General features: G+C 66.1%; 18 protein-coding genes and 2 pseudogenes. 8 read left to right on the top strand and 12 right to left on the bottom strand.

All coding sequences use genetic code 11. The features are described 5' to 3' along the window. Window positions 1-166: 166 nt before the first annotated feature. The gene (gene gap / locus AB4Y40_RS40235) at window positions 167-1177 is read right to left on the bottom strand and encodes a type I glyceraldehyde-3-phosphate dehydrogenase (RefSeq protein ID WP_368692587.1); all 1011 of its coding nucleotides are present in this window, start codon (window positions 1175-1177) and stop codon (window positions 167-169) included. 137 nt (window positions 1178-1314) lie between these two features. Further along, on the bottom strand, window positions 1315-3357 hold the full coding sequence (gene tkt / locus AB4Y40_RS40230) for a transketolase (RefSeq protein WP_368692586.1): 2043 nt from the start codon (window positions 3355-3357) through the stop codon (window positions 1315-1317). 379 nt (window positions 3358-3736) lie between these two features. Between tkt and speE the strand changes: the two genes are divergently transcribed. From speE to AB4Y40_RS40215, 3 genes are all read left to right on the top strand, one after another. Beyond that, window positions 3737-4600 carry a polyamine aminopropyltransferase gene (gene speE / locus AB4Y40_RS40225; RefSeq protein ID WP_368692585.1) on the top strand — a complete coding sequence of 288 codons (864 nt, stop codon included), beginning with the start codon at window positions 3737-3739 and terminating at the stop codon, window positions 4598-4600. A 105-nt stretch (window positions 4601-4705) separates the two neighbouring features. Then, window positions 4706-5119 (top strand): VOC family protein, encoded by a 414-nt coding sequence (locus tag AB4Y40_RS40220; protein ID WP_342919395.1) that lies wholly within the window; start codon window positions 4706-4708, stop codon window positions 5117-5119. A 19-nt stretch (window positions 5120-5138) separates the two neighbouring features. Further along, window positions 5139-5879 (top strand): 16S rRNA (uracil(1498)-N(3))-methyltransferase, encoded by a 741-nt coding sequence (locus tag AB4Y40_RS40215; protein ID WP_368692584.1) that lies wholly within the window; start codon window positions 5139-5141, stop codon window positions 5877-5879. Between the two features lie 86 nt (window positions 5880-5965). Here the strand turns inward: AB4Y40_RS40215 and AB4Y40_RS40210 are convergent, their stop codons facing one another. The 3 genes and pseudogenes from AB4Y40_RS40210 to AB4Y40_RS40200 form a co-directional block, all read right to left on the bottom strand. Beyond that, entirely contained in the window at window positions 5966-6523 is a 558-nt protein-coding gene (locus AB4Y40_RS40210) for a barstar family protein (protein WP_133182332.1), read from the bottom strand. A 7-nt stretch (window positions 6524-6530) separates the two neighbouring features. After that, a pseudogene (locus AB4Y40_RS40205) lies at window positions 6531-6818 on the bottom strand (ribonuclease); the annotation flags it as partial. A 406-nt stretch (window positions 6819-7224) separates the two neighbouring features. After that, window positions 7225-9519, bottom strand: coding sequence for an NADP-dependent malic enzyme (locus tag AB4Y40_RS40200; RefSeq protein ID WP_368692583.1), 2295 nt, complete (start codon window positions 9517-9519; stop codon window positions 7225-7227). Window positions 9520-9705: 186 nt separating this feature from the next. On the opposite strand from AB4Y40_RS40200, the gene thiL reads away from it, so the two are divergent. From thiL to AB4Y40_RS40180, 4 genes are read left to right on the top strand one after another with little or no spacing between them, the layout of a single operon-like run. Next, complete coding sequence (thiL, locus tag AB4Y40_RS40195) at window positions 9706-10695, top strand: thiamine-phosphate kinase (protein WP_368692582.1); 990 nt, start codon at window positions 9706-9708, stop codon at window positions 10693-10695. Next, window positions 10685-11269, top strand: a complete 585-nt coding sequence (locus AB4Y40_RS40190) for a phosphatidylglycerophosphatase A (protein WP_368692581.1) — start codon at window positions 10685-10687, stop codon at window positions 11267-11269. Before thiL ends, AB4Y40_RS40190 begins: the two co-directional genes overlap by 11 nt. 45 nt (window positions 11270-11314) lie before the next feature. Further along, window positions 11315-11815: a CinA family protein gene (locus AB4Y40_RS40185; RefSeq protein ID WP_342919401.1), complete on the top strand. Its 501-nt coding sequence runs from the start codon at window positions 11315-11317 to the stop codon at window positions 11813-11815. Window positions 11816-11870: 55 nt separating this feature from the next. Then, complete coding sequence (locus AB4Y40_RS40180) at window positions 11871-12419, top strand: cupin domain-containing protein (protein ID WP_368692580.1); 549 nt, start codon at window positions 11871-11873, stop codon at window positions 12417-12419. Here AB4Y40_RS40180 and AB4Y40_RS40175 read toward each other — a convergent pair. From AB4Y40_RS40175 to AB4Y40_RS40165, 3 genes and pseudogenes are all read right to left on the bottom strand, one after another. Continuing rightward, complete coding sequence (locus tag AB4Y40_RS40175) at window positions 12416-12859, bottom strand: nuclear transport factor 2 family protein (RefSeq protein WP_368692579.1); 444 nt, start codon at window positions 12857-12859, stop codon at window positions 12416-12418. The two genes, AB4Y40_RS40180 and AB4Y40_RS40175, sit on opposite strands and share 4 nt — an antisense overlap. 117 nt (window positions 12860-12976) lie before the next feature. Then, window positions 12977-15214, bottom strand: coding sequence for a YadA family autotransporter adhesin (locus AB4Y40_RS40170; protein ID WP_368692589.1), 2238 nt, complete (start codon window positions 15212-15214; stop codon window positions 12977-12979). Between the two features lie 6 nt (window positions 15215-15220). After that, window positions 15221-15544, bottom strand: a pseudogene (locus AB4Y40_RS40165) (ESPR-type extended signal peptide-containing protein); the annotation flags it as partial. A gap of 691 nt (window positions 15545-16235) precedes the next feature. Here AB4Y40_RS40165 and AB4Y40_RS40160 point away from each other — a divergent pair. Continuing rightward, window positions 16236-19556: an ATP-binding protein gene (locus AB4Y40_RS40160; RefSeq protein WP_368692578.1), complete on the top strand. Its 3321-nt coding sequence runs from the start codon at window positions 16236-16238 to the stop codon at window positions 19554-19556. Between the two features lie 92 nt (window positions 19557-19648). Here AB4Y40_RS40160 and pyrF read toward each other — a convergent pair whose 3' ends face one another. The 4 genes from pyrF to AB4Y40_RS40140 all read right to left on the bottom strand — a co-directional run bounded on the left by pyrF (window position 19649) and on the right by AB4Y40_RS40140 (window position 23858). Beyond that, window positions 19649-20464 (bottom strand): orotidine-5'-phosphate decarboxylase, encoded by an 816-nt coding sequence (pyrF, locus tag AB4Y40_RS40155; RefSeq protein ID WP_368692577.1) that lies wholly within the window; start codon window positions 20462-20464, stop codon window positions 19649-19651. Between the two features lie 182 nt (window positions 20465-20646). Further along, window positions 20647-21837, bottom strand: a complete 1191-nt coding sequence (locus AB4Y40_RS40150; protein ID WP_368692576.1) for an aldose 1-epimerase — start codon at window positions 21835-21837, stop codon at window positions 20647-20649. 291 nt (window positions 21838-22128) lie between these two features. After that, window positions 22129-23049 (bottom strand): SMP-30/gluconolactonase/LRE family protein, encoded by a 921-nt coding sequence (locus AB4Y40_RS40145; RefSeq protein ID WP_368692575.1) that lies wholly within the window; start codon window positions 23047-23049, stop codon window positions 22129-22131. Further along, window positions 23046-23858 carry an SDR family NAD(P)-dependent oxidoreductase gene (locus AB4Y40_RS40140; protein WP_368692574.1) on the bottom strand — a complete coding sequence of 271 codons (813 nt, stop codon included), beginning with the start codon at window positions 23856-23858 and terminating at the stop codon, window positions 23046-23048. The genes AB4Y40_RS40145 and AB4Y40_RS40140 overlap by 4 nt, the downstream gene beginning before the upstream one ends. Between the last annotated feature and the right edge of the window lie 16 nt (window positions 23859-23874).

Below are 23874 nucleotides of genomic sequence, written 5' to 3'. Positions count from 1 at the left end.
CGCATCGACAAGAAGAGGAAGGTCGTCAACCAGCATGGCGACGAAAGTTAACACCGTCGCGCCCTGTTTACAACAGGCGCTCGCCACAAACAAAAATGCCGTTCAGTTGCTTAACTGAACGGCATTAGCCCCGTGGGGCGGTTTTTTCATGCAGCGTCGAGCGTGCTTACTTCGCGTTCGCGAAAGCCACCGCCGTGTCCAGCATGCGGTTCGAGAAGCCCCACTCGTTGTCGTACCAGCTCGACACCTTCACGAGACGGCCCGAGACCTTCGTGAGCGTGGCGTCGAACGTCGACGATGCCGGGTTGTGGTTGAAGTCGATCGACACCAGCGGTGCGTCGTTGTAGCCCAGGATGCCCTTGAGCGCGCCTTCCGAAGCTTCCTTCATGATGGCGTTGACTTCTTCGACCGTCGTGTCGCGCTTGGCGATGAACGACAGGTCGACGATCGACACGTTGATGGTCGGGACGCGGATCGCGTAGCCGTCCAGCTTGCCGTTCAGTTCCGGCAGCACGAGGCCGACAGCCGAAGCCGCGCCCGTCTTCGTCGGGATCTGGCTGTGCGTGGCCGAGCGCGCGCGGCGCAGGTCTTCGTGGTACACGTCGGTCAGAACCTGGTCGTTCGTGTACGCGTGGATCGTCGTCATCAGGCCGGTTTCGAGGCCGATCTTGTCGTTCAGCGGCTTGACGAGCGGTGCCAGGCAGTTGGTCGTGCACGATGCGTTCGAGATGACCGTGTGTTCGGCCTTCAGCACGTTGTGGTTCACGCCGTAGACGATGGTCGCGTCGACGTCCTTGCCGCCCGGCGCCGAGATGATGACCTTCTTCGCGCCGCCCTTCAGGTGCGCGCTGGCCTTTTCCTTGGTCGTGAAGAAGCCCGTGCACTCCATCACGACGTCGACGCCCAGCTCGCCCCACGGCAGTTCGGCCGGGTTGCGGTTGGCCAGCACGCGGATACGGTCGCCGTTGACGACGAGGTAGTCGCCGTCGACCTTCACTTCACCGGGGAACTTGCCGTGTGCCGTGTCGTATTGCGTCAGATGCGCGTTGGTCTTCGCGTCACCCAGGTCGTTGATCGCAACGATCTGGATGTCGTGCTTCTTGCCGTTCTCGTAGAACGCGCGAAGCGTGTTACGGCCGATGCGGCCGTAGCCATTGATAGCGACGCGAATGGTCATGGTTTATCTCCTAAGGGCTGAAAAATTCTGAAACCAGTGCTGCGCTGGCGCCGACGCGAGGCTGGGGCGGCCCGGCGGGGCGCTCAAGGCAGCGGGCCCGCCAGATCTTGCCGATCAGGCGGGCCCGTTACGCATGCTTAGTTGTCGAGCGCGGCCTTGGCCGTCGCGACGACATGATCGACCGTGAAGCCGAAGTGCTTGAACAGCACGCCAGCCGGGGCCGATTCGCCGAACGTGTCGATGCCGACCACGCCGCCTTCGAGGCCCACGTACTTGCGCCAGAAGTCGGTCACGCCGGCTTCGATCGCGACGCGGCGCACGCCCTTGGGCAGCACGCGCTCGCGGTATTCGGCGTCCTGCTTGTCGAACACGTTGGTCGACGGCATGGACACCACGCGGGCACCGATGCCTTCGCGCTGCAGCGCCTCGACGGCCTTCATCGCCAGTTCGACTTCAGAGCCCGTGGCGATCAGGATGATCTTGCGGCTCGGGATGTCGTCGTTCCAGTCCTTGAGGACGTAGCCGCCCTTGGCGATGTTCGCGATCTGGGCATCGGTGCGCTCGTTGAACTGCAAGTTCTGACGGCTGAAGATCAGCGACGACGGGCCGTGATGCGCGATCGACTCGGTCCAGGCCACCGCGGTTTCCACGGTGTCGGCCGGACGCCAGAGCGTCATGTTCGGGATCAGGCGCAGGCTTGCGACCTGTTCGATCGACTGGTGTGTCGGGCCGTCTTCGCCGAGACCGATCGAGTCGTGCGTGAACACGAAGATCGACGGGCACTTCATCAGCGCGGCCACGCGCAGCGCGTTGCGGCTGTAGTCCGAGAACGTGAGGAACGTGCCACCGAACGCCTTGTAGCCGCCGTGCAGGTTAAGGCCGTTGAGCGCCGCGCTCATGCCGAACTCGCGCACGCCGTAGTTGATGTGGTTGCCCCACTGGATGCCGGTTTCGCCGGCCTTGGCGGCGCGCACGGGCTTCGAAGCCTTCCAGTTCGTGAGGTTCGAGCCGGTCAGGTCGGCCGAGCCGCCCAGCAGTTCGGGCAGTGCCGCGGCGAGGCCTTCGATGGCCTGCTGCGAAGCCTTGCGCGTGGCAACCGTTTCCTTGCGCGAATCGGCGCCGGCGACGATCGCGGCGGCCTTCTGCGCCCAGTCGGCGGGCAGCTTGTGCGCCATGCGGCGCTCGAACTCGGCGGCTTCGGCCGGGTACTTCGACTTGTACGCGGCGAACTGCTCGTTCCATGCGGCTTCGAACTTCGCACCGGCGTCCTTCGCGTCCCAGTCTGCGTAGACTTCCTGCGGTAGCGTGAACGGCTCCCACTTCCAGCCCGCGGCTTCGCGCCACTTGGCAATTTCTTCGGCGCCGAGCGCCGCGCCGTGCACGTCGTGGCCGCCCTGCTTGGTGGGCGCGCCCTTGCCGATGATGGTCTTGCAGCAGATCAGCGTGGGCTTGTCCGAGGCCTTGGCCTTCTGGATGGCCGCGTCGACCGCGTCCACGTCATGGCCGTCCACGTGCGGGATCACGTTCCAGCCGTAGGCTTCGAAGCGTTCCGGCGTGTTGTCGTGGAACCAGTTGACCACGTCGCCGTCGATCGAGATGCCGTTGTCGTCGTACAGCGCGATCAGCTTGTTCAGCTTGAGCGTGCCGGCGAGCGAGCAGGCTTCGTGCGAGATGCCTTCCATCAGGCAGCCGTCGCCGAGGAACACATAGGTGTGGTGATCGACGATCTTCGCGTCGGCCTTGTTGAATTCCGCGGCGAGCAGCGCTTCGGCCAGCGCCATCCCGACCGAGTTCGCCAGACCCTGGCCGAGCGGGCCCGTGGTCGTCTCGACGCCCGGCGTGATGCCGAACTCGGGGTGACCCGGCGTCTTCGAGTGCAGCTGACGGAAGTTCTTCAGTTCCGCCATCGGCAGGTCGTAGCCCGTCAGGTGCAGCAGCGAGTACAGCAGCATCGAGCCGTGGCCGTTCGACAGCACGAAGCGATCGCGGTCGCTCCAGAGCGGGTTCGTCGGGTTATGGCGCAGATGGCGCGACCACAGCGCAACGGCGATCTCGGCCATGCCCATGGGCATGCCGGGGTGACCGGAGTTCGCTTGCTGAACGGCGTCCATGGACAGCGCACGAATGGCGTTGGCCATCAACTGGGTGGTAGCGGGGGAGGCGGAGGACGAGGTCGTCATGTCGAGTCCGGAAGTGTGCAAAAAGCGGCGCGGGCGGCGCAGGTCGCGAACAGCGCATATTGCGAGGGCAAACTGCGGCGCACACAGCAGCGCGGGAGTCCGGAAGCTCGGCAATTCGCCCGCTCAGGCGCACATGCGGCGCCAGGAGACGCGAAACGGCCGGAGCAAACGGAGAGGGCTGCAAAGCGGAATATTCTAGCAGATCGTGGGGATGAACCCTGGTCGTAAGGCGTGCGGTATGCGCCGTGCGCGCCGTGGTCCTCGCGTTGGCCTCCGCCGCGGCCGACGTCCGCTTCACACCCCTATAATGGCTCTGTTGGCCCTATTTTTTGCGCGATTTTCGCGCGCTCCAGCGCACCAGCAGCGCCTCTCGACCTCCGTGACCGACTCCCTCCTCTTCCATCCTGCGGCAGATGCGCTCTACGGCTTTCCTGGCGCGCGCCGCCTCGCCGCGGCCGATACGCCGTGGCAGCGCATCGAGGTCTGGGACACGCCGCAACTGGGCTGCCTGTTCACGCTGGACGGCCGCCCGATGACCTCCGCCGGCGACGAGTTCATCTATCACGAGTGCATGACGCACCCGGCCGCGCTCACGCATCCCGCGCCCCGCGCGGCGCTCGTGCTGGGCGGCGGCGACGGCGGCGCGGCGCGCCAGCTGCTGCGCCACCCGGACATCGAGCGCATCGTCGTGGCCGAACTGGACCCGGACGTGGTGCGCCTGACGGGCGACTATCTGCCCGAGGTGCGCGGCGACGCCTTCGAGGATCCGCGCGTGGAACTCGTGATCGGCGACGCGGCCGCGTTTGTCGCCTCCGCGCAGGAACGCTTCGACCTCGTCGTATTCGATCTGACCCCTCCGGATTCGCCGGCTGCCGGCCTCTACACACCGGCGTTCTACGCTGCGCTCAAGCGTGTGATGAACACCGACGCGCTCGTCTCGCTCCATCTGGGCTCGCCGTTCCATCATGCGCAACGCGTGGGCGCGCTGCTTGGCGGGCTGCGCGCGGCCTTCGCCGTCGTGCGGCCGCTTGCAGCCTACGTGCCGCTCTACGGCTCACTCTGGCTCATGGCGATCGCGAGCGACGCGCTCGACCCGGCCGGCGTCGACGAGACCACGTTGCAGGCGCGCGCAGCCGGGCGGCGCCTCGAGGGCCTGCGCTACTACGACCCGCGACTGCACGCGGCGCTGTTAAAAGGTTCATGCACAGCCCGCGATAAACTAGGCGAAGTCCTGCAGCTCTAGGGGTCCTGCCCGTGGAGACTGGCTGGTTCCAAAGCGCGTTATCCTGCGCGCCGTTGCCCGGAGCAGCACGGCGCTTCATCCGAACCGCGAATCTGGAGAGACTCGATGACCGCACCCCGTCCTGCCGGCGTGCCATGGCTGACCCCGTATCTGACGGTGCGCGACGCGCGTGCGTCGATGGACTTCTATCGGGCAGCACTCGGTTTTGCGGTACGCGACAGCGTGGAGGACGACGGCGCGATCATGCACGTGGAAATGACCTACCACGATCAGCTGATCGTCATGTTCGCGCCGGAGGGCGCATTCGGTTCGACGGCGCGCACGCCCAAAAGCGCACAGACCGTCGCGCCGCAATCTTTTTATCTGTATGTCGACGATGTCGACGCGGTGTATGCGCGGGCGCTCGAAGCCGGCGCGAAATCGCTGAGCGAGCCACAGGACCAGTTCTGGGGGGACCGTTTCGCGCAGGTCGAAGACCTCGACGGTTACCGCTGGGCGCTTGCTCGGCACTTGTCCTGATTCAATGAGAAATAGTTCTATGCCCCGCTTTTTCGTCGGCAACGCCCTGCAATCCGACGAGGTCGTCACCCTTCCCGACGAAGTCACGCGCCACGTCCAGGTGCTGCGCCTGCAGCCCGGCGACAGCATCGTGCTGTTCGACGGTCTCGGCGGCGAGTACAGCGCCGAGATCGTCGGCATGGAGCGCCGCGACACGCAGGTGCGCATCGGGCCTCACCGCGACGTCGAAGCCGAGCCGCCTTACCGCATCACGCTCGCCCAGGGCATTGCCGGCAACGACAAGATGGACTGGCTGATCGAAAAGGCCGTCGAACTGGGCGCGACGAACTTCGTGCCGCTCACCGCCGCGCGCAGCGTCGTGCGGCTTTCGGGCGAGCGCGCCGTGCGCCGCCAGGCGCACTGGCAGCGCATCGTGCAGGCCTCGTGCGAACAATGCGGACGCAACCGCCTGCCCGACGTCGCGCCCGCGCGTGACATCGCCGCGTGGCTCGACTCCCTGGCCAAGCACCCCGGCGAGGACGAACTGCGCCTGCTGCTCTCGCCGCGCGCCAACGTCGCGTTCTCGACCTTGCCGGTCGAGCCGCCTGCGGGCGCAGTGACGGTGCTGATCGGGCCTGAGGGCGGACTCTCGTCGCAGGAAGAGGAGGCGGCGCTCGACCACGGCTTCCTCGCCGTGGGGCTCGGGCCGCGCGTGCTGCGTACCGAAACCGCGGGCATCGCGGTGCTCGCGGCGCTCGCCGCGCGCTGGGGCGGCTGGTAAGCGCGGCGGGTAAAAATGACAAAGCCCGCCGGAAGGCGGGCTCGCGATTTTCTGTCGCATGCGCGCGACGGAACGTGAGTCGAAGGTCAGGCGAACGAATAAAAAACGCGGAACGGCACCTTGCGCTCGGCCCAGTATTCCGATGCCTCGCGAAATACGTCGAGCAGCGTCTCCCGCCCGTCCTTGTCGAACTTCTGGGCGATCGGCAGCCCTTCCAGCACGATCACGAAACCCGGCTGCTCGCCGGCCTTCTGCACCAGATCGGTCAGGCAGTCGTACAAGCCGTCGTAGTTCTTGCCGAAATGTTTCGGAAACAGAAACGACGTGGCAATGGTCTCGAGTACTTCCTGCTTGGTTTGCGCATTCGCGCAGAACGCATAGAGGAAATGCTCCTGCAGCCGCTGGGCTTCGTCCGAGAGATCCTGAATGCGAAACGCCCGGATCGACTGGACAATATTCGGCTGCACGGTCGAAAACAGGCTCATGGCCCCCTCGTTCGATGAAAGCCCCGCCTCATCCTGGCGCGCCTCGCTGTCGTGCTTCAACTGCATGACGCGCTGGAACAGGTTGCCTTCCCCGGACGCGAACAGATCGCTCGCGACCCGGGGGTCGTGCGCGTAAACGTTATCGCTCATGCCGCTCATCCCGGTGTCAATCAATAATTCGCCTGAAACTGGCGTAGTGGTCGTCGGAGTAGTAACAGTTGTCGGTCCGCTTGCGTGGGCCGCCGCAAACGATGCGCTTGGCACCGCGGTTGTGCGCGCCCGGCGTCGGGACCGTGTACTCGTGATAGTAGCCCCGCCGCTGCGGTGGCAATATCCGCTCAAAATTCCCGAATACGACGCCGTCCTTCTCGAAAGGGAACGGGCCGCCCGCCGCAATCAGGCTCAACGTGCCTACCGCCTCACGCGGAAGTTCGTTGACCGAAATGCTGCCGACCGAATTACCCGCCTCTTCCGGCTGGCTCGTGCGCGCCTGAGCGCCACCTGCCGCAAGCGCTGCGGTTGCGACTAGCGCCACCGCGGCGGCGCGCCGCAAGCCAGACAAACTGCCGCCGAAACAATGAGTTAGACGAGGCGCCATCGCCTGGTTCCCGCTTCCCTGGTTACGCGTTCGACGACCATGAAAGGTGTAAGGGTATCGCTAATGATGCCTGGAAGCAACGTTAGTCAGGCGAGGAGGACCACAGCCCGACCCCGCACAAGGGCCAAACCGGTAAATTTTACAATCTAGTTTTGCGCCATTTTGCCAGATCGAGCCGGGTCTCGCGGGCAAAAAAATCGGCGCGCTCACAGGAGTACGCCGATTTTGGGAACCGCGTCGCCGGCAACCCGAGCAACTGAGCTTAACGCGCCGCGTTCACGTCTGCGACGAGCAGCGCCGTCATGTTGACAATGCGGCGCACCGTGGCGGAAGCCGTGAGCACGTGCACCGGCTTGGCCGCGCCCAGCAGGATCGGCCCGATGGCGATGTTGTTGCCGGCTGCCGTCTTGAGCAGGTTGTAGGAAATGTTCGCCGCGTCGATGTTCGGCATGATGAGCAGATTCGCTTCGCCTTCGAGCGTCGACTCGGGCAGGATTTCCTTGCGCAGGTTCGCGTCGATCGCCACGTCGCCGTGCATTTCGCCGTCCACGTGCAGGTCCGGCGCGCGCTCCTGGAGGATCTCGAGCAGGTCGCGCATCTTCTGGGCGCTCGGCGCGTTGCTCGAACCGAAGTTCGAGTGCGAGCACAGCGCGATCTTCGGCTCGATGCCGAAGCGGCGCACTTCCTCGGCCGCCATGATGGTGATTTCCGCGAGCTGCTCCGGCGTCGGGTCGACGTTGACGTGCGTGTCGGCGATGAAAATCTGCCGGTTCGGCAGCACCAGCGCGTTCATCGCCGCGTAGACGTTGCAACCCGTCTTCTTGCCGATCACCTGGTCGATGAAGTGCAGGTGGCGATGGGTCGTGCTGACCGTGCCGCAGATCATGCCGTCGGCTTCGCCCTTTTCCACCAGCATCGAGCCGATCAGCGTAGTGCGGCGGCGCATTTCGAGCTTCGCCATTTGCTGCGTGATGCCCTTGCGCGCCATCAGCTTCGCATAGGTCTGCCAGAACTCGCGGTAGCGCTCGTCATGGTCGGTATTGACGACCGTGTAGTCCTGGCCGGCGTGCAGGCGCAGGCCGTAGCGCGCGATGCGCTGCTCGATCACCGAGGGGCGGCCGATCAGGATGGGCTTCGCGAGCTTTTCGTCGACCACGATCTGCACCGCGCGCAGGATGCGCTCTTCTTCGCCCTCGGCGAACACGATGCGCTTCTTCTCCGGCTCCACGGCGCGCGCGAGCTGGAAGATCGGCTTCATGGTCGTGCCGCTGTGGTAGACGAACTGCTGGAGGTGCTGCTCGTAGGCGTCCATGTCCTCGATCGGACGGGTCGCGACGCCCGAGTCCATCGCCGCCCTGGCCACAGCCGGCGCGATCTTGACGATCAGGCGCGGGTCGAAGGGCTTCGGAATCAGATACTCGGGCCCGAACTGCAGATCCTGGATGCCGTAGGCCGTGGCCACGACATCGCTTTGCTCCTGGCGCGCCAGTTCCGCAATCGCGTTCACCGCGGCGATTTCCATTTCGCGCGTGATGGTGGTCGCGCCCGCGTCGAGCGCGCCGCGGAAGATGAACGGGAAGCACAGGACGTTGTTCACCTGGTTCGGGTAGTCCGTGCGGCCCGTGGCGAGCACGGCGTCCGGACGCACTTCGAGCGCGAGCTCCGGCAGGATTTCCGGCGTCGGGTTGGCGAGCGCGAGGATGAGCGGCTTGGCCGCCATCTGCTTGACCATCTCCTGCTTGAGCACGCCGCCAGCCGAAAGGCCGAGGAAAATATCGGCGCCTTCGATCACTTCGGCGAGCGTGCGCGCGTGGGTTTCACGCGCGAATCGCTCCTTGTCCGGGTCCATCAGCTCGGTGCGGCCCTTGTAGACCACGCCCGCCAGGTCGGTGACGACGATGTTTTCGAGCGGCAGGCCGAGGTCGACGAGCAGGTCCAGACACGCCAGCGCGGCCGCGCCTGCGCCCGAGGCGACCAGCTTCACGTCCTTGATGTCCTTGCCCACGACCTTCAGGCCGTTCGTGAAGGCGGCCGCCACCACGATGGCCGTGCCGTGCTGGTCGTCGTGGAAGACCGGAATCTTCATGCGCTTGCGCGCTTCGCGTTCGACGATGAAGCACTCGGGCGCCTTGATGTCTTCGAGGTTGATGCCGCCGAAGGTGGGTTCGAGCGCGGCGATCACGTCGACGAGCTTGTGCGGGTCCGTCTCGTTGAGTTCGATGTCGAACACGTCGATGCCCGCGAACTTCTTGAAGAGCACCGCCTTGCCTTCCATCACCGGCTTCGAGGCGAGCGGCCCGATGTTGCCGAGGCCAAGCACGGCCGTGCCGTTCGACACGACGCCCACGAGGTTGCTGCGCGCCGTGAAGCGCGCGGCGTTGAGCGGATTCTCGACAATCGCCTCGCACGCGAACGCGACGCCCGGCGAATACGCGAGCGAGAGATCACGCTGATTGATCATCTGCTTGGTCGGCGCGATCGCGATCTTCCCGGGCGTGGGGAACTCGTGATAATCGAGGGCGGCTTCGCGAAGCTTGTTCGTAGCGGGATTCGACATGGGAGGCAGGACGTGAGTGCGGATTAGAATGACAACTCGAACGCTGAGTTGACCGATTGTAGCGCCAATCCCAGACAGCATTCCTTTCAGTTCGGGCGCAAGTGCCGCGACCGCGATGGGGGGAAAGCCATGCCAGGGCGCCCTTTGCGGCGACGGCCATATTCCAACTGTCATAACCCTTTCGTCATGCTTTCCGAGTTCTCCCTGATCGACCGATATTTTGCGCGGCGAGCGCGCACGAACACGCAACGCGCCACGCTGGGCATCGGCGACGACTGCGCGCTCATCGCGCCCGCCGCGGGCGAAATGCTGGCCGTCTCGACCGATATGCTGGTGGAAGGCCGCCACTTCTTCCCCGACATCGATCCGCACGCGCTCGGCCACAAGGCGCTCGCCGTGAATCTGTCCGATCTCGCCGCGATGGGTGCGCAGCCGCTCGGCTTCACGCTCGCGTTCGCGCTCCCCAAGGCGGATGAGGACTGGCTAGCCGCGTTCAGCGCGGGACTCTTCGAGCTGGCCGAGCGCTTCGACTGCGAGTTGATCGGCGGCGATACCACGGCAGGGCCGCTGAACCTGTGCCTGACGGTGTTCGGCTCAGTGCGTCAGGATGCCGCGCTTCGGCGCGACGCCGCCCAGGCGGGCGACGACATCTGGGTTTCCGGCACGCCCGGCGATGCGCGCGCGGGCCTCGGCATGATGCGTGGCGAATGGCCGGTGAGCGAGCCCGACGCCGCGCACTTGCGCCGGGCGCTCGAATACCCTGAACCGCGCGTGGCGCTGGGCCTCGCGCTGCGCGGCGTGGCCCGCGCGGCGCTCGACGTATCGGACGGTCTGGCCGGCGACCTGCGCCATATCCTGGAACGCTCGCACCTCGCCGCGACGATCGACGTCGACGCCTTGCCGCTCTCGCCTGCGCTCGCGCGCCTGCCGCGCGACGTGCAGCTGCAATGCGCGCTCGCGGGGGGCGACGACTACGAACTGTGTTTCACGGCGGCGCCCGCGCGGCGCGACGCGGTCGAGGCGGCCGCGCAACAGGCGGGGGTGCGCGTCACGCGCATCGGTACAATGACTTCCCGCACTTCGCCGCAAGCCGCCCCCGAGATCGCCTGGCGCGACGCGGGTGGCACGCCGCTCAATCTGACGTTGCAAGGTTTCGATCACTTCCATGCAGACTGACCCCACGCCCTCGCCTGCCGGTCAGCCGGCTCCTCCGGCAGGCTCGGCAAGCAACGCCGCGGCACCCGGCACGGGCGCTCAGGCCGGTGGCCCGCGCCGCGCCGACGCGCCGTTCATGCTCACCCATCCGCTGCACATCGTTTCGCTCGGCTTCGGCTCGGGGCTCTCGCGCCTCGCGCCCGGCACGGCCGGCACGCTGTTCGCCTGGGCGTCCTTCGAGGTGCTCAACCGCTATCTCACGGTGACCGAGTGGGGACTGCTGATCTTCTTCGGCTTCTTTGCGGGCATCTGGATCACGGCCTTCACGGCGAAGAAGCTGCGCACGGATGATCCCTCGGCCATCGTCTGGGACGAGATCGTGGCGTTCTGGCTCGTGCTGCTCATGATCACGCCCGTCGATTTCGAGGGCCGGCTGTGGGCCTTCGTCGTCTTCCGGTTTTTCGACATGGTGAAGCCGCCGCCCATCCGCTATTTCGACCGGCGCTTCAAGGGCGGCCTCGGCATCATGCTCGACGACATCGTCGCCGCATTCTTCACACTGCTCGTCATCGCGCTCTGGCGCATGTCGGTGTAACGCCACGTCGACGCCACGCCGCCGCCAACCCAACGGATTGCTGCAATGTCTACCGATTCCGTCGTCCACCAACTCGCCATCCGCGTCGGCAACAAGCTGCGCGACGGGCGGCTCATGCTCGCGACCGCCGAATCCTGCACGGGCGGCATGGTCGCCACCGCCATCACCGACATTTCCGGCAGCAGCGTCTGGTTCGAACGCGGCTTCGTCACCTACTCGAACCAGGCGAAAACCGAGATGATCGGCGTGCCGCCCGAACTCATCGACAAGCACGGCGCGGTGAGCGAACCGGTCGCGCGCGCGATGGCCGAAGGCGCGCTCAGCAACAGCCGGGCACAGGTTTCGCTCTCCATCACCGGCGTCGCTGGACCGGGCGGCGGCACGCCGGAAAAGCCGGTTGGCATGGTGTCGTTCGGCTGGAGCAACCGGCTGCATACGAGCGTCGAGACGCTGGTCTTCAAGGGCGACCGCGAACAGATCCGCGTGCAGGCCGCCGCGCACGCGCTGCGCGGGCTGCTCGCGTTCATCGACGAACAGGAACGCTAAAACCGGCCCGCGCCTCGCCGGAGCGCCGGCCGGGCCCATCAAGGAGGCCCATGCCATGGCAGCCGCGAATACCGCAGTCGAAGAATTGATCCGCCGCTTCGGGCTTGAACCGCACCCCGAAGGCGGCTACTACAGCGAAACCTATCGAGCCGACAAGCTCGTGCGGCGCGACGGCGCAGCCGCCGCAGAGGGCACGCGCGCAGCCTCGACGGCCATCTACTTCCTGCTGGCGGAAGGCGCCTATTCGGCATGGCACCGGATCCGCTCCGACGAGCTCTGGCACTTCTACGCGGGCTCGCCCCTCGAGATTCATTCGATCGACGAACGCGGCGTGCTCTCCACGCGCAAGCTGGGCCACGCGCTCGACCATCCGGGCACCGTGTTCCAGGCGGTGGTGCCGGCCGGACACTGGTTCGCGGCGCGCTGCTGCGATCCTTCGACCTATGCGCTCGTGGGCTGCACGGTGGCGCCGGGGTTCGAGTTCAGCGAGTTCGAGATCGCCGATGCGAACGCGCTCGCCGAAAAATACCCGCTGCATCGATCGATCATCGAATTGTTCGGCAAACCGGCGTCCGTTGCGGCTGCGGCCGCGAAGAAAGATTAGGCGCGCGGCGTCCCCTGGGAGGAGATCACCTGCCACCCGCGCGGACCGCCACGCACGAAGACGTCGGTGAACGCTGCCTGCTTCGCGGCAGCGCCGGCGTTCACACGATACTCGACGACGCCGGTGACGAGGCCAGTGGCGCCGGACACGCGCACGTTCACGAAAACGAAGCGCTGCGTGTAGCTCTCGGGTGCCTTGTGCCCGGCCATTGCATCGACCCTGTCCTGGATCGCACCGCGTTCGGTGACCTGAACGAAATCGGCATGCAGTAGTTGATCGAGAGCCGGCCTGTCGGCGGCGATCTGGGCCGCCACCCAGGCATTCTCGATTTGCCCGATTTGTGCTTTGTCCGAGGCCTCATCGGCATGGGCAGCGGCCGAAGACAGGCAAACCGCGCCGACAACGGCCAACGCGATAGCCAGTTTGAAACGATGCTTCATAGCTTTACCTTTACTGGAGTAGCCAAGGCTCGGATGCCGACGCGCACCGCCTGCCACTCGCGTGTTCTGTTGCACCGCCACGGTTACCCGTGGCGGCCGGCGTTGTTATCTGGGTGATCAGAATCCGAACGTCGCGCCAACCGAAGCGCCAGTGCTGCCGCCGCTGCCAGTCGAACGGGCAAGGTGCGCGTTCAGCAGCAGGCGGTTGCTCACATACCAGTTCGCACCGAGTGCCAGGGCGCTTTCGCCGCCGTAGGTACCGGCCGCGACGGCCATCTGGAAGTTGCCTTCCGCCCGTGCGTTCGGGATGAGCGACGAAGCTGCCATCGCCGTGGCGCCCAGCGCGTTCATCTGCTTGCGAACGACGCCGATCTGCTGGTTCGTGTATGCGTTGGACTGCTGCGTCGCCTGCTGCACGGCGCTGCCCGTCGCATTGCTGACCGCGTCGTTCAACTGGTCGACGTTGACCGCGTCCGTGCCCGCGGTGCCCGCCGCGACGTTGGCAATCTGGCGCTCGCTGCCCGCCGAGCCCACCGACACCGTGTTTGCACGATCGGCCACCGAGCCTGCGCCCAGCGCGACCGAGTTCTGCGCGGTTGCTGTTGCGCCCGCGCCAAGCGCCGTCGAATTCTTCGCGGTGGCTTGCGAGCGCGCGCCATACGCCGACGACGTCTCCCCGCTTGCCACCGAATTCGCGCCGCCTGCGGTGGCATGCGTGCCGCTTGCGGTGGCCGCTTCGGTGTTGCGATCGCCTTGTGCCGAGAACATCGGGTCGGTCGCGTTTTCGGCGATGTTGGTGACGTTCGCGATCGCCGCGTTCATCTGACCGACGTTCACCGCGTCCGAATCCGCCACGCCGTCAGCCAGGTTGTGGATCGAAACCGGCGTGGTCGAACCCGGGCCGCCCAACGTGATCGAGTCGTGCGCCGACGAGTCGTACATCACGGCATCGGCGAGCTGGCTGCTGATGTTGGTGACGCTCTGGCTCACTGCGTACAGCTGCGAACCGTTCACCGCATCCACGCTCGATGCGGTCACCGCGCCGTTCGACACACCCGTCAGGACACGCGTACCCGCCGTGCCCGTGAAGTCCACGGTTGTGCCACCCGTGTCCTTCGCCACCGTCACCATGCTCGTCGGCGAGGCTTGCCGCACCAGACCGATCGTGCCGTTGTTGATGTTGTTCGTCAGGTTCATGATGTCGGTCGTGTTCTGCGTCACGCGGCCGTCGAGGTTCGTCAGTGCGCCGCCCACGTTGTTGAACGTGTCGCCACCGATCAGGTACGTCGGGGCCGAGATCGAGCCGTCGCTGTTCACCGTCGAGCCGCCGCCGAACGAATCCGCCGTCGAGCTGGCCAGGTTGTACAGCTGCGAGCCGTTCACCGCGTCGAGACTCGTCGCGCTCAGCACGCCATTCGCCACGTTGTGCAGCGCCACCGGCGTGGTCGAATCCACACCGCCTAGCGTCACCGAGTCGTGCGCCGACGTGTCGTACTTGACCGCATCAGCGAGTTGGCCGTTGATGTTCGTGACGTCTCCCGCGAGATCCGAGATGCTCTGGTTCGTTGCATTGAGCTGCGAGCCGTTCACCGCATCCACGCTCGAGGCGTTCACCGCGCCGTTCGACACACCCGTCAGGACACGCGTACCCGCCGTGCCCGTGAAGTCCACGGTCGTGCCACCCGTGTCCTTCGCCACCGTCACCATGCTCGTCGGCATGGCTTGCTGCACCAGACCGATCGTGCCGTTGTTGATGTTGTTCGTCAGGTTCGTGATGTCGGTCGTGTTCTGCGTGACCTGCTGGTTGGTCGCGAAAAGTTCCGAGCCATTCACCGCGTCGGTCGACGAAGCCGTCAGTTGGCCTGCCGCAACGTTGGTGATCGTGCGCTCCTTCCCCGCCGAACCCACCGAGACCGTGCTCTTCGCGTTCGTGCCGGCGAAGGTGTAGCCATTGCCGCCGATCGTTGCGCCCGGCGTGTTCACCACGGCTGCTGTGGTCGTACCCGTGCCCAGCGCCACGTCGTTTGCATTGCTCGCGACGGCCAACTTGCCTATCGCCATCGAACCATCACCGACTGACGTCGCGCCGCTGCCGATGGCGACCGAGGTGGCGCCGGTCGACGTCGTCAATACGCCCATCGCCACCGACCCGTAGCCCAACGCGGCGTTGTAACTGCCCATTGCGGCAGAGAAATCGCCACTTGCTATTGTGCGGTAGCCCAGAGCGCGGCTGGCATCGCCGGCTGCCGTTGCGAGCGAACCCACCACGGTTCCAAATGCGCCCGTAGCGGTGGCACCGAAGCCAATCGCGCCCGCATTCTGGCCACTGGCAAGCGCGTATTGGCCGATTGCCATTGTTCCTGCGCCTGTTGCACTGGCATTGGAGCCGATCGCAAGGTTGAGCTGCTGGAGAGAACGACCATCGGCACTAACCAGATACTGGTTTGAAGTATCAGCCGCGTAAGCGCTCGTACCGATCGCAACGTTTGCGTCAACGCCGCTGTCATTCGCAGCGGTGCTGCCACTCCCGCCGGCGCTATACGCGTGCGCCTGGCTGGCCACGCCAAGCGCCGCTGCCGCGATCACGATCGCATTCGCCGCAACTCCCTTCTTCTTGCCTTTGGCACGTTCCGGAGCCGCAACCCATGTCCCCGTCGCCTCATTCCACACTGGGCGATAAACCATATTCATTCGTATTCCTTAACTATATTTAAACATTGAAACTGGCTTTGCAGAGTTTGCAAATTGCCTGGAGTTGCGCCGCGCCGGATCTAATCGCCCGACTTCAAGTCCGGTTTTCGTTCATGCACGATTGGCACAGACAAGCTCGTTCTGCCGTGAGAAAGAAGCGGATAGCGGCTAGCGGGCCGAATACGGCACGTTCGACACAGAGCCGGCAAAGGAGTGATTCGGGACGCTCGCGCGCCTCGCGCGAGGTGAAAGACGAAATGCCACCTCAGCATCATGACTCCGATGCTAAGGAAGGCCGAAGGCGGGATGAATCAGACAACTCCTATTGTTCAGCCACCAGGCTGAAATAGTTCTTAGTTATTAGCGAGCACCACCAAGAAAAAAGTGCTCGTTTCGCAAGCCGGAATGCCACGCCGTCAGACAAGCGCTGTCAGGCATTGACATATAATGAACTGGCACGCTTTGCTGCAAAGCATGGGCCTGTGTTGCATCCTTCAGGCATCCCCTCAAGATTCCTAACTTTTGGCAACTCGATTGCGCCCATGACGGAAAAGACGCGAAACGTGTGGATCAGCGCGGCCAGCGACGCCCCAGCCACACCAACGCAGGAAAGAGCGCCAATGGGCAAGTGTCGCGCCGATCCGCACGCCGATTGGGTGCGCTTCACCCAGGATCGCGGATCCGCATGATGCCCAGCTTCGGTCGCCGCCATGGCGCCCCTCCCACTTCGCCGTACGCCGCGCTCGAGGCGCTCCAGCGCAACCTCAGGCGTGAACGGCGCGTCTTCGCACTGCTGACCGGCCTGCTGATCCTTGCGGCGCTGTGCATGGCCGCCGCCGCGCTCGGCGGCATCGCGTTCAGCGCACTGCGCGCGCAGGCGCTGGAGGCGAACACGCTCAGTGCGAAGGCCAACGCGCGGCTCGACCGGCTGTACACGCTGCTCGGCAGTGCAGGCGTCGTCCTCGTGCTCGAGACCGCCTCGGCATCGACGGCACCGTTGAACGCCGAGCCAACCTCCCGCTGCGCGACGACCTTCGAAGGCATGGACGGGTCGCCAGATCTGAGGGCAGTGTGCGAGCACATGGCGGGGGTGCTCGACATCGTCTCTTCCGATGTGCCCATCATGTTGCTGCGCGCCGACGGTGGCGCGGCGTATAGCCGTGGTGTCGCGCCCAAGGGGTCGCAATTGCGGCCGGCCGAAGCCGCGCGCACGCTGGCCGATGCCGCGCTCCTGCAGATCACGACCCATGGCCTGGATCCGGTCGCGGCAGCCAGAGGTATCAGAGTCGCCTGGTTCCGCCCACCCGAATCGCTCGGCTTCCCGCCCGATCTCGTGCTCGGCGCGTTGCCGGTGCTCAGGAACGGTACGCTCTACGCGTTCACGATCACCAGCGTCGATCTCGACTCGCTCCTCCTCGCCCCGAGCACCAGCGTCCCGTCGATCCCCCCGACGCTGTTCGGCGCTGACGGCATCATGCTCGCCGGCCCGCTGCCCCCTGCTGGCGCGCGGTATCTCGACCGACGCCTTGCGAACCTTGCCCCCGGCAACTTCCACGTACTCCCGCGCTTCGGCGTCGCGCTGCGCGAAGCGCCGCTCGTGCATGGCTTTGGGCACTTCATGGTGGCGCTGTCGTGGGGCGAGCTTTTCGCGATCACGCGCACGCCCGTCGTCATCGTCCTGATCCTGACGGCCGCGCTCATTGCCATGCTCACCGTGCTGTCGCGCTACTGGAATCGCCGGGTGCTGACGCGTACCTACGACGAAGCCGCGCGCGCGCTCGAAGGCGAGTTGCTCAATCATCTGCTCGTGCACGCCACGCCGGTGGGCCTGTGCATCGTCAGGCGCAGCAACTTCGAGATCGTCGTGGCGAACCAGATCGTGCGCAATGTTCTCGGCATCGACGAGCACGCCACGCATTTGCCGAGCGCGCTGTGTGTCGAGTTCGAACAGCACGGGCCGTGGCCCGCCCCCACGAAACACGAGGACGAGACGACGGTGTACGAGTTGCCGTACTCGCTCGAGCGGCCCGGCAAGGAAGCGCTCCATCTCGCCATCACCTATGCGCCGGCCACGATGAACCACGAAGCCGTCCTGTTCTGTGCGATAGCGGACATGTCGGAGCGCCACGAAGCGGAGCGCCTGCTGCGCGAAGCCAAGCGCATGAGCGACGAAGCCGCGCGCGCCAGGGTGAGCTTCTTCGCGGCGATGAGCCACGAGATCCGCACGCCGCTCGCTTCGCTCGTCGGCAATATCGAACTCGTCGCGCGCGGGCCGCTCGCGCCGGAACAGGGCGCGCGCGTGCAGGCCATGCAAAACTCCTCGGCCGAACTGCTGCAGATCGTGAGCGACGTGCTCGATTTTTCGAAAATCGACGTGGGTCAGATGAAGCTGGTCGAAGAACCTGGCTCGATTGCGGCGCTCCTCGTCCGCATCGCGCTCGCCCATGCGCCGCTCGCCGTGCGCCAGCACCTGCCGTTCTATCTCGTGATGGATCGGGCCATTCCGGCGCAACTTCGCTTCGACGCCGTGCGCGTCGCGCAGATCGCCAACAATCTGCTCAGCAATGCCTTCAAGTTCACCCGCTCCGGGAAGATCGTCCTGCGCGCGCGCTGGAGCGAAGGTGCGCTTGAGATCAGCGTGAGCGACTCCGGCGACGGCATTGCCGATGACCTCAAGCCACACCTGTTCCAGCCCTTCACGCAAGGCGACGCCCATCGGCTCACGCAAGCGCGCGGTACCGGCCTCGGGCTTTCGATCTGCGCCCGGCTCGCCCAGTTGATGCACGGCCGCGTCGAACTCGACAGCGCGCTCGGCGTGGGGACACGCGTGGCCGTCACGCTGCCGCTGTGCCCCGAGGGCGAGGCCACGGCTGGCGATGAATGGACGCTGCACGACGCACATCCCGCCATCCTGTGCCGCGCGCCGGAGAACCGCGAGTGGCTGGCCAACCTGTTCGACAGCCGCAGCAGCACGCCGACCTTCCTGAGCCTCGACGCGCCGCCGCATGACGGCACGTTCGACTACCTGCTCGTGACCGACGAATTCACCGGCGACGACATCGCTTCGCTCTGGCCGGACCGCGCGAAAATCATATGGCTGCGCCAGGACGGACCGCTCGTCCCGCTCGAACTCGACGGCGGCGCCGTCGTGGTGAGCCTGTACAGTCTCGCGGGCATACGCGCCGCGACGCAGAAGCGGGTTCGCAGCCGAGGAACGGCAGCGCACGCACAGCAACCCGCAGCGGACCAGCCCGCGACAGAGGAGAATTTCGCAGCGTTAACTGCGCTGATCGCCGAGGACAACCGGCTCAATCGCGCACTGCTGCGCGACCAGTTGCGCATACTGGGCGCCACCGTCATCGAGGCGAAGGACGGCGAGGAGGCGCTGGCGCGACTCGACGAGCGGCCAGTGGACCTCGTCCTCACGGATCTGAACATGCCGGGCATGAACGGCTACGCGCTGCTTGACGCAGTACGCGCAAAGCACCCTCATCTGCCGGTCTACGCAGTGAGTTCGGATGCGCTGCCCGAGCAGATCGCGCAGGGGCGCGCGTTGGGCTTTACCGACTATCTCACCAAGCCGGTCGCGCTCGCGGACCTCGCCCGCGTGCTGGCCGCCGTGTCGGCACAGATCAGCGTCGCGCCGAGCGAACGCGCAAGCGCGTCGAGCGCGACTCTCACAGCGGATTCCGAAGCAGATCCGCGCGCCGGGCTGCCCCGCTTCCCGCCACTGCCTGCCGCGCTCGCCGATATATTCATCGCGCAGGTGGATCACGATCTCGTCGATTACACGCAGATCGCCTCGCAGCGCGACTTCGCGCGGATGAACGACTGGGCGCATCGCGTGTCCGGCGGACTGGCGGTGCTGGGTCCTTCGAGGATCAATGAAGCCTGCCTCGAGCTGCACGCGGCGATGCGCGAAGCGGGCAAGTGGACTGACGAAGTCGGCGATCTGGCGGCCGCCGTGGCGGCGGAACTCGAAGCACTGCGCTCGCAGTCGGGTTAGCCGCGCGGGCGTCGTCGACGTGACGCCTGCGGGCAAAGGCAGTGACGCCCAGACCGTTCAGGAACGTCTACCCGCCCCCGCAGAAACCCATCTCAACGATAGGCGTTGATCCGGTCGCGCGTTTCTCTCGCGGCCGTTGCAGCCGCCTGCGCGTAGTCCTCGCCCTTGCTCGCGTAGATGATCGCGCGCGACGAGTTGATGAGCATGCCCGTGCCGTTCGCCGTGCGGCCCGCCTTCACGGTGGCCTCGACGTCGCCGCCCTGTGCGCCGATGCCGGGAATCAGCAGCGGCATGTCGCCCACGATGCCGCGCACCGTTTCGATTTCCTTCGGGAACGTCGCGCCGACCACGAGGCCGAGTTCGCCGCTAGCGTTCCATTTGTTCGCGGCGAGGTCGGCCACCACCTGATAGAGCGGCTTGCCGCCGGTTTCGAGGAACTGCAGGTCCGAGCCGCCGGGGTTCGACGTACGGCACAGCACGATCACGCCCTTGCCCTCGTGCGCGAGCCACGGCTCGATCGAATCGAAGCCCATGTACGGATTGACCGTGACCGCGTCTGCCTTGAAGCGCTCGAAGGCTTCGCGCGCGTACTGCTCGGCGGTGCTGCCGATGTCGCCGCGCTTGGCGTCGAGAATCACGGGCAGGCCCGGGTGCTTCTCGTGGACGTGCGCGATCAGCGCTTCGAGCTGGTCTTCGGCGCGGTGCGCGGCGAAGTAGGCGATCTGCGGCTTGAACGAGCACGCGTACGCCGCGGTGGCGTCGACGATCCCGCGGCAAAACTCGAAGATCGCGTCGCTGCGGCCGGCCAGCGCGGCGGGAAACTTCGTGGGCTCAGGGTCGAGGCCCACGCACAACAGCGAGCCGGTGCGCTGCCAGGCGGCGCCGAGGGTCTGGATGAAGGAAGTCATGGTGGTTGCTCGCGGCGAGGCAATAAGGGAAAACGGCGCGTATTTTACCCGCCCCGGAAGATGAGGCCGCGCCGCGGCGCCTGAATCGGCCTGCGCCCGGCGCTCCCGCGGGACGCGAGACGAATCGCCGGAAGAACCGGGCGCGCGCGCTCGACGTGCGCTACGCCCGGCTCATGCACGCCTTACGTCCGGGCGCGCGCGCCCTTGCCGCCTCTCGCGCCCGTGCGGCCGCGCGCGCCGGCGCGGTGCGGGCTGGCTGACGCGCGCATGTCCATGCGCTCCACGGTGAAGGAAAAGCGCCGCACGAGCCGCTCGCCGTGCGCGAGCACGGTCATGCCGTTCGCGTCGCCGCCGCCGCGCAGGTTCACCGCGTTGATCGGATGATCGACGGGTTCGAAGCAGAAGAAGTCTGCGCCGGGAGGCGTGTAGAGCACGTAGTAGTCGGTGTTCGCGCAAATCGAGAGCGAGAGCCTGCGGCGCTCCCACACTACCGCCGCGCGCCCGCTCCAGCCGCTGAACGCATGATTGACGAGCTGCGCAGGCAGCGGATAGGCCACGCCGAACTGCCAGGCGGGCGGCGCGGGCACGTGGCGCACCGGCAGCCAGTCCTGGCCCGAGAGCCACAGGCCGCTCGCGGGCGCCGAAAGCTCGGTGTTCGTGTCGCGCGCAAGAAACGGATGCACGCCAAGGCCGAACGGCAGCGCCTCGCGGCCCGTATTCTCCACTTCCAGCGTCATCGCGAGCGTCGCGCCGTCGAGCGCATAGGTGAGCGCCGCGCGGTACGAATACGGTTCGCCGTCGCTGCGGTCGAGCACGAGGCGCACATTCTCGCGATCGGCACTGTCGATGCTCCAGGGCGCGAGCCAGCCGTCGCCGTGAATCGGCAGCGGTTCGCTAGCGCGATTGCGCGGCACCTCGATATCGCGGCCGCCAAAGTGAAAACGCCCTGCGCCGATGCGGTTCGAGTACGGCAGCAGCGGGTAGCACGCGAGTTCGTTCGGATCCATGCGCGCGCTCACGCGCTCGCAGCGGCGAAACACGGGCTCGAACGCGCCTTCGCTGCGCCAGTCGAAACGCGTGATTCCGCCGCCCAGCTGGGGCGCGACGTCGAGCCTTAGATACGCGTTCGCGAGCGTCACGCACGCCACGTCGCTCGAGCCCGCCGCGCCGATCGCGACCGCCGAGGTGCTCGGCCCCGGCAAAACCGGATGTGTGGCGGCTTCGAGCCGCGCGCGGCGCGCGGCGGCGGCCGGTGACACAACCGGCGAGACAGACGGAGCGGATGAAGCGGTGGGCGGCACGCTGGCAGCAGCGGCGCCGGCGGAAACGGTGGAACGGGTAGGTCGACGCACAGCGGAATTCGCGACGCTCATAAGATGCTCCTCGAGAGGCATGTTTGATTGCCGCCGCAAAAGGCGGCTCACCGGTGGCCTGTCGACACCGCGCATGCGCACGGGCCTGTGGCCGCTTCTTGTGTTCGCCCTTCTAGTGGTACTGGCAAAGCCAACTGCACACTATCGATCGACTGCATCTGTTGCCGAACTGCAACGACTGTCCGTCTCTTCATGCCGCCTGCCGCCAGCGGCGCCTTGCACGGTTCGCGTGCGTGTATCGTCAGATGAAAATACCCGCACGCCTCTGCGCAAGCGCCTGACACACCGGACTCAAGCGCGCCTGCGCCCCTGAAACCGCGGTTCTTCAAGGCCCTGGCGGCCAATTCGAACCGAAAACACGCCGCCCGCATGCGGCTCGCGCGCGAGGGCCTCCTCCTCCATTTCCTCGCGTGCGCTCGTGACATAAAGCGTGTCCAGAAGCGCACCGCCGAGCGTAACGCAGCTTGGCTGCGCTGTGGGAATCTTTACGCGCTCGGTTTCGACGCCGTCGGCGCCATAACGCACCACGCGCTCGCCGCCCCATTGCGCGTTCCAGAGGCCGCCTTGCGCATCGACGGTCGAGCCGTCCGGCACGCCGGTGTCGTCGGTGAGCGTGACGAAGGTACGTTCGTTTGCAATCGTTCCGTCTGCGCCGTAGTCGCACGCGCGAATCTCGCGCGTGAGCGTGTCGCAGAAATACATGGTCGAACCGTCCGGGCTGAACGCGATGCTGTTCGAGATCGCGGGCGCGGGCAGCGGCAGACGTTCGAGCGTGAGATCGTGGTTCAGGCGATAGAAACCGCCGATGGCCTGCCGCGGCGTTCCCTCATACTTCGTGCCGAACACGAAGCGGCCCTGGCGGTCGCAGCGTCCGTCGTTCAGGCGCGTCGGCACGCCGGGTTCGACTTCGACGATGGTGTCGATCGCGCCCGTTTCCAGGTCGAAGAACGCCAGTTGCGAGGCGAGGCCGAGGAGCAGCGTGCGCTCGTCTTCGCACAGCGCGAAGCATGCGAGGCGCTCGGGCATCTCCCAGGTGACGTGTTTGGCGCCGGACGCATTGGCGTCGTAGCGTTGCAGGCGTTTGCCCGAGATATCGACCCAGTAGAGGCGGCCGCTGCGCGCGCACCACGTCGCGCCTTCGCCCAGCTCGCATTTCGCGTGGACGAGCAGCTCGGCCACCGCTTCGTTCGAAGCGCTTTCCTTTGCGCTCATGCCCAGCCTCCATCAACGACGATGTCCTGCGACGTGATCATGCGGCTGTCGTCGGCGGCGAGGAAGAGCGCCATGCGCGCGAGATCGGCGGGCAGCAGCTCCGCGTCGATGCACTGGCCGCGCTTGATGGCCTCGCGGCCTTCGTCGGTGAGCCACAGGCGGCGCTGCTTCTCGGTCATCACCCAGCCCGGCACGAGCGAATTCACGCGGATGCCGTACGGTCCAAGGTCTCTCGCGAGACCGCGCGTGAGACCCTGCACCGCCGACTTGCTCATCGTGTAGACCGGCATTTCCGACTGCTTGAGCATCCAGCTGATCGAGCCCAGATTGATGATCGAGCCCGCGCGTGCGGCCTTCATGTCCTCCGCCACGGCCTGCGCGGCGAACAGCTGATGCCGCAGGTTCACGGCCACGCCCGCGTCGAACGACTCGGGCGTGACTTCGGCCAGCGTGTGGCGTTTGTCGTTGGCCGCGTTGTTCACGAGCACTTCGATCGGCCCGAGCGCCGCCTTCACATCGGCGATGGCGGCGCGCAGCGCCGAGATGTCGGTGAGATCGACGCTGGCGAACAGCGGCTTGTGGCGCGAATCGCCGAGTTCGTCGGCGAGCGCCTGGCCCGCGCTCGCGTCGATGTCGAAGAACGCCACGCGCGCGCCCTGCGCGGCGAAGTGCTCGACGAACGAGGCGCCGATGCCGGTCGCGCCGCCCGTGATCAGCACCGCGCGGTCAGCCAGGCTCGGATAGCGCGCGTAGCTTTCGTGCGCATGGCGCGTGAGCGCGTTAGCGGGCGAATTTGCGTTGGGCGACATCGTTTGGGTTTCCTTA

This window comes from Paraburkholderia sp. EG287B (assembly GCF_040965595.1).
Classification (GTDB): Bacteria; Pseudomonadota; Gammaproteobacteria; order Burkholderiales; family Burkholderiaceae; genus Paraburkholderia.
This window is presented reverse-complemented; position numbering and strand designations above follow the sequence as displayed.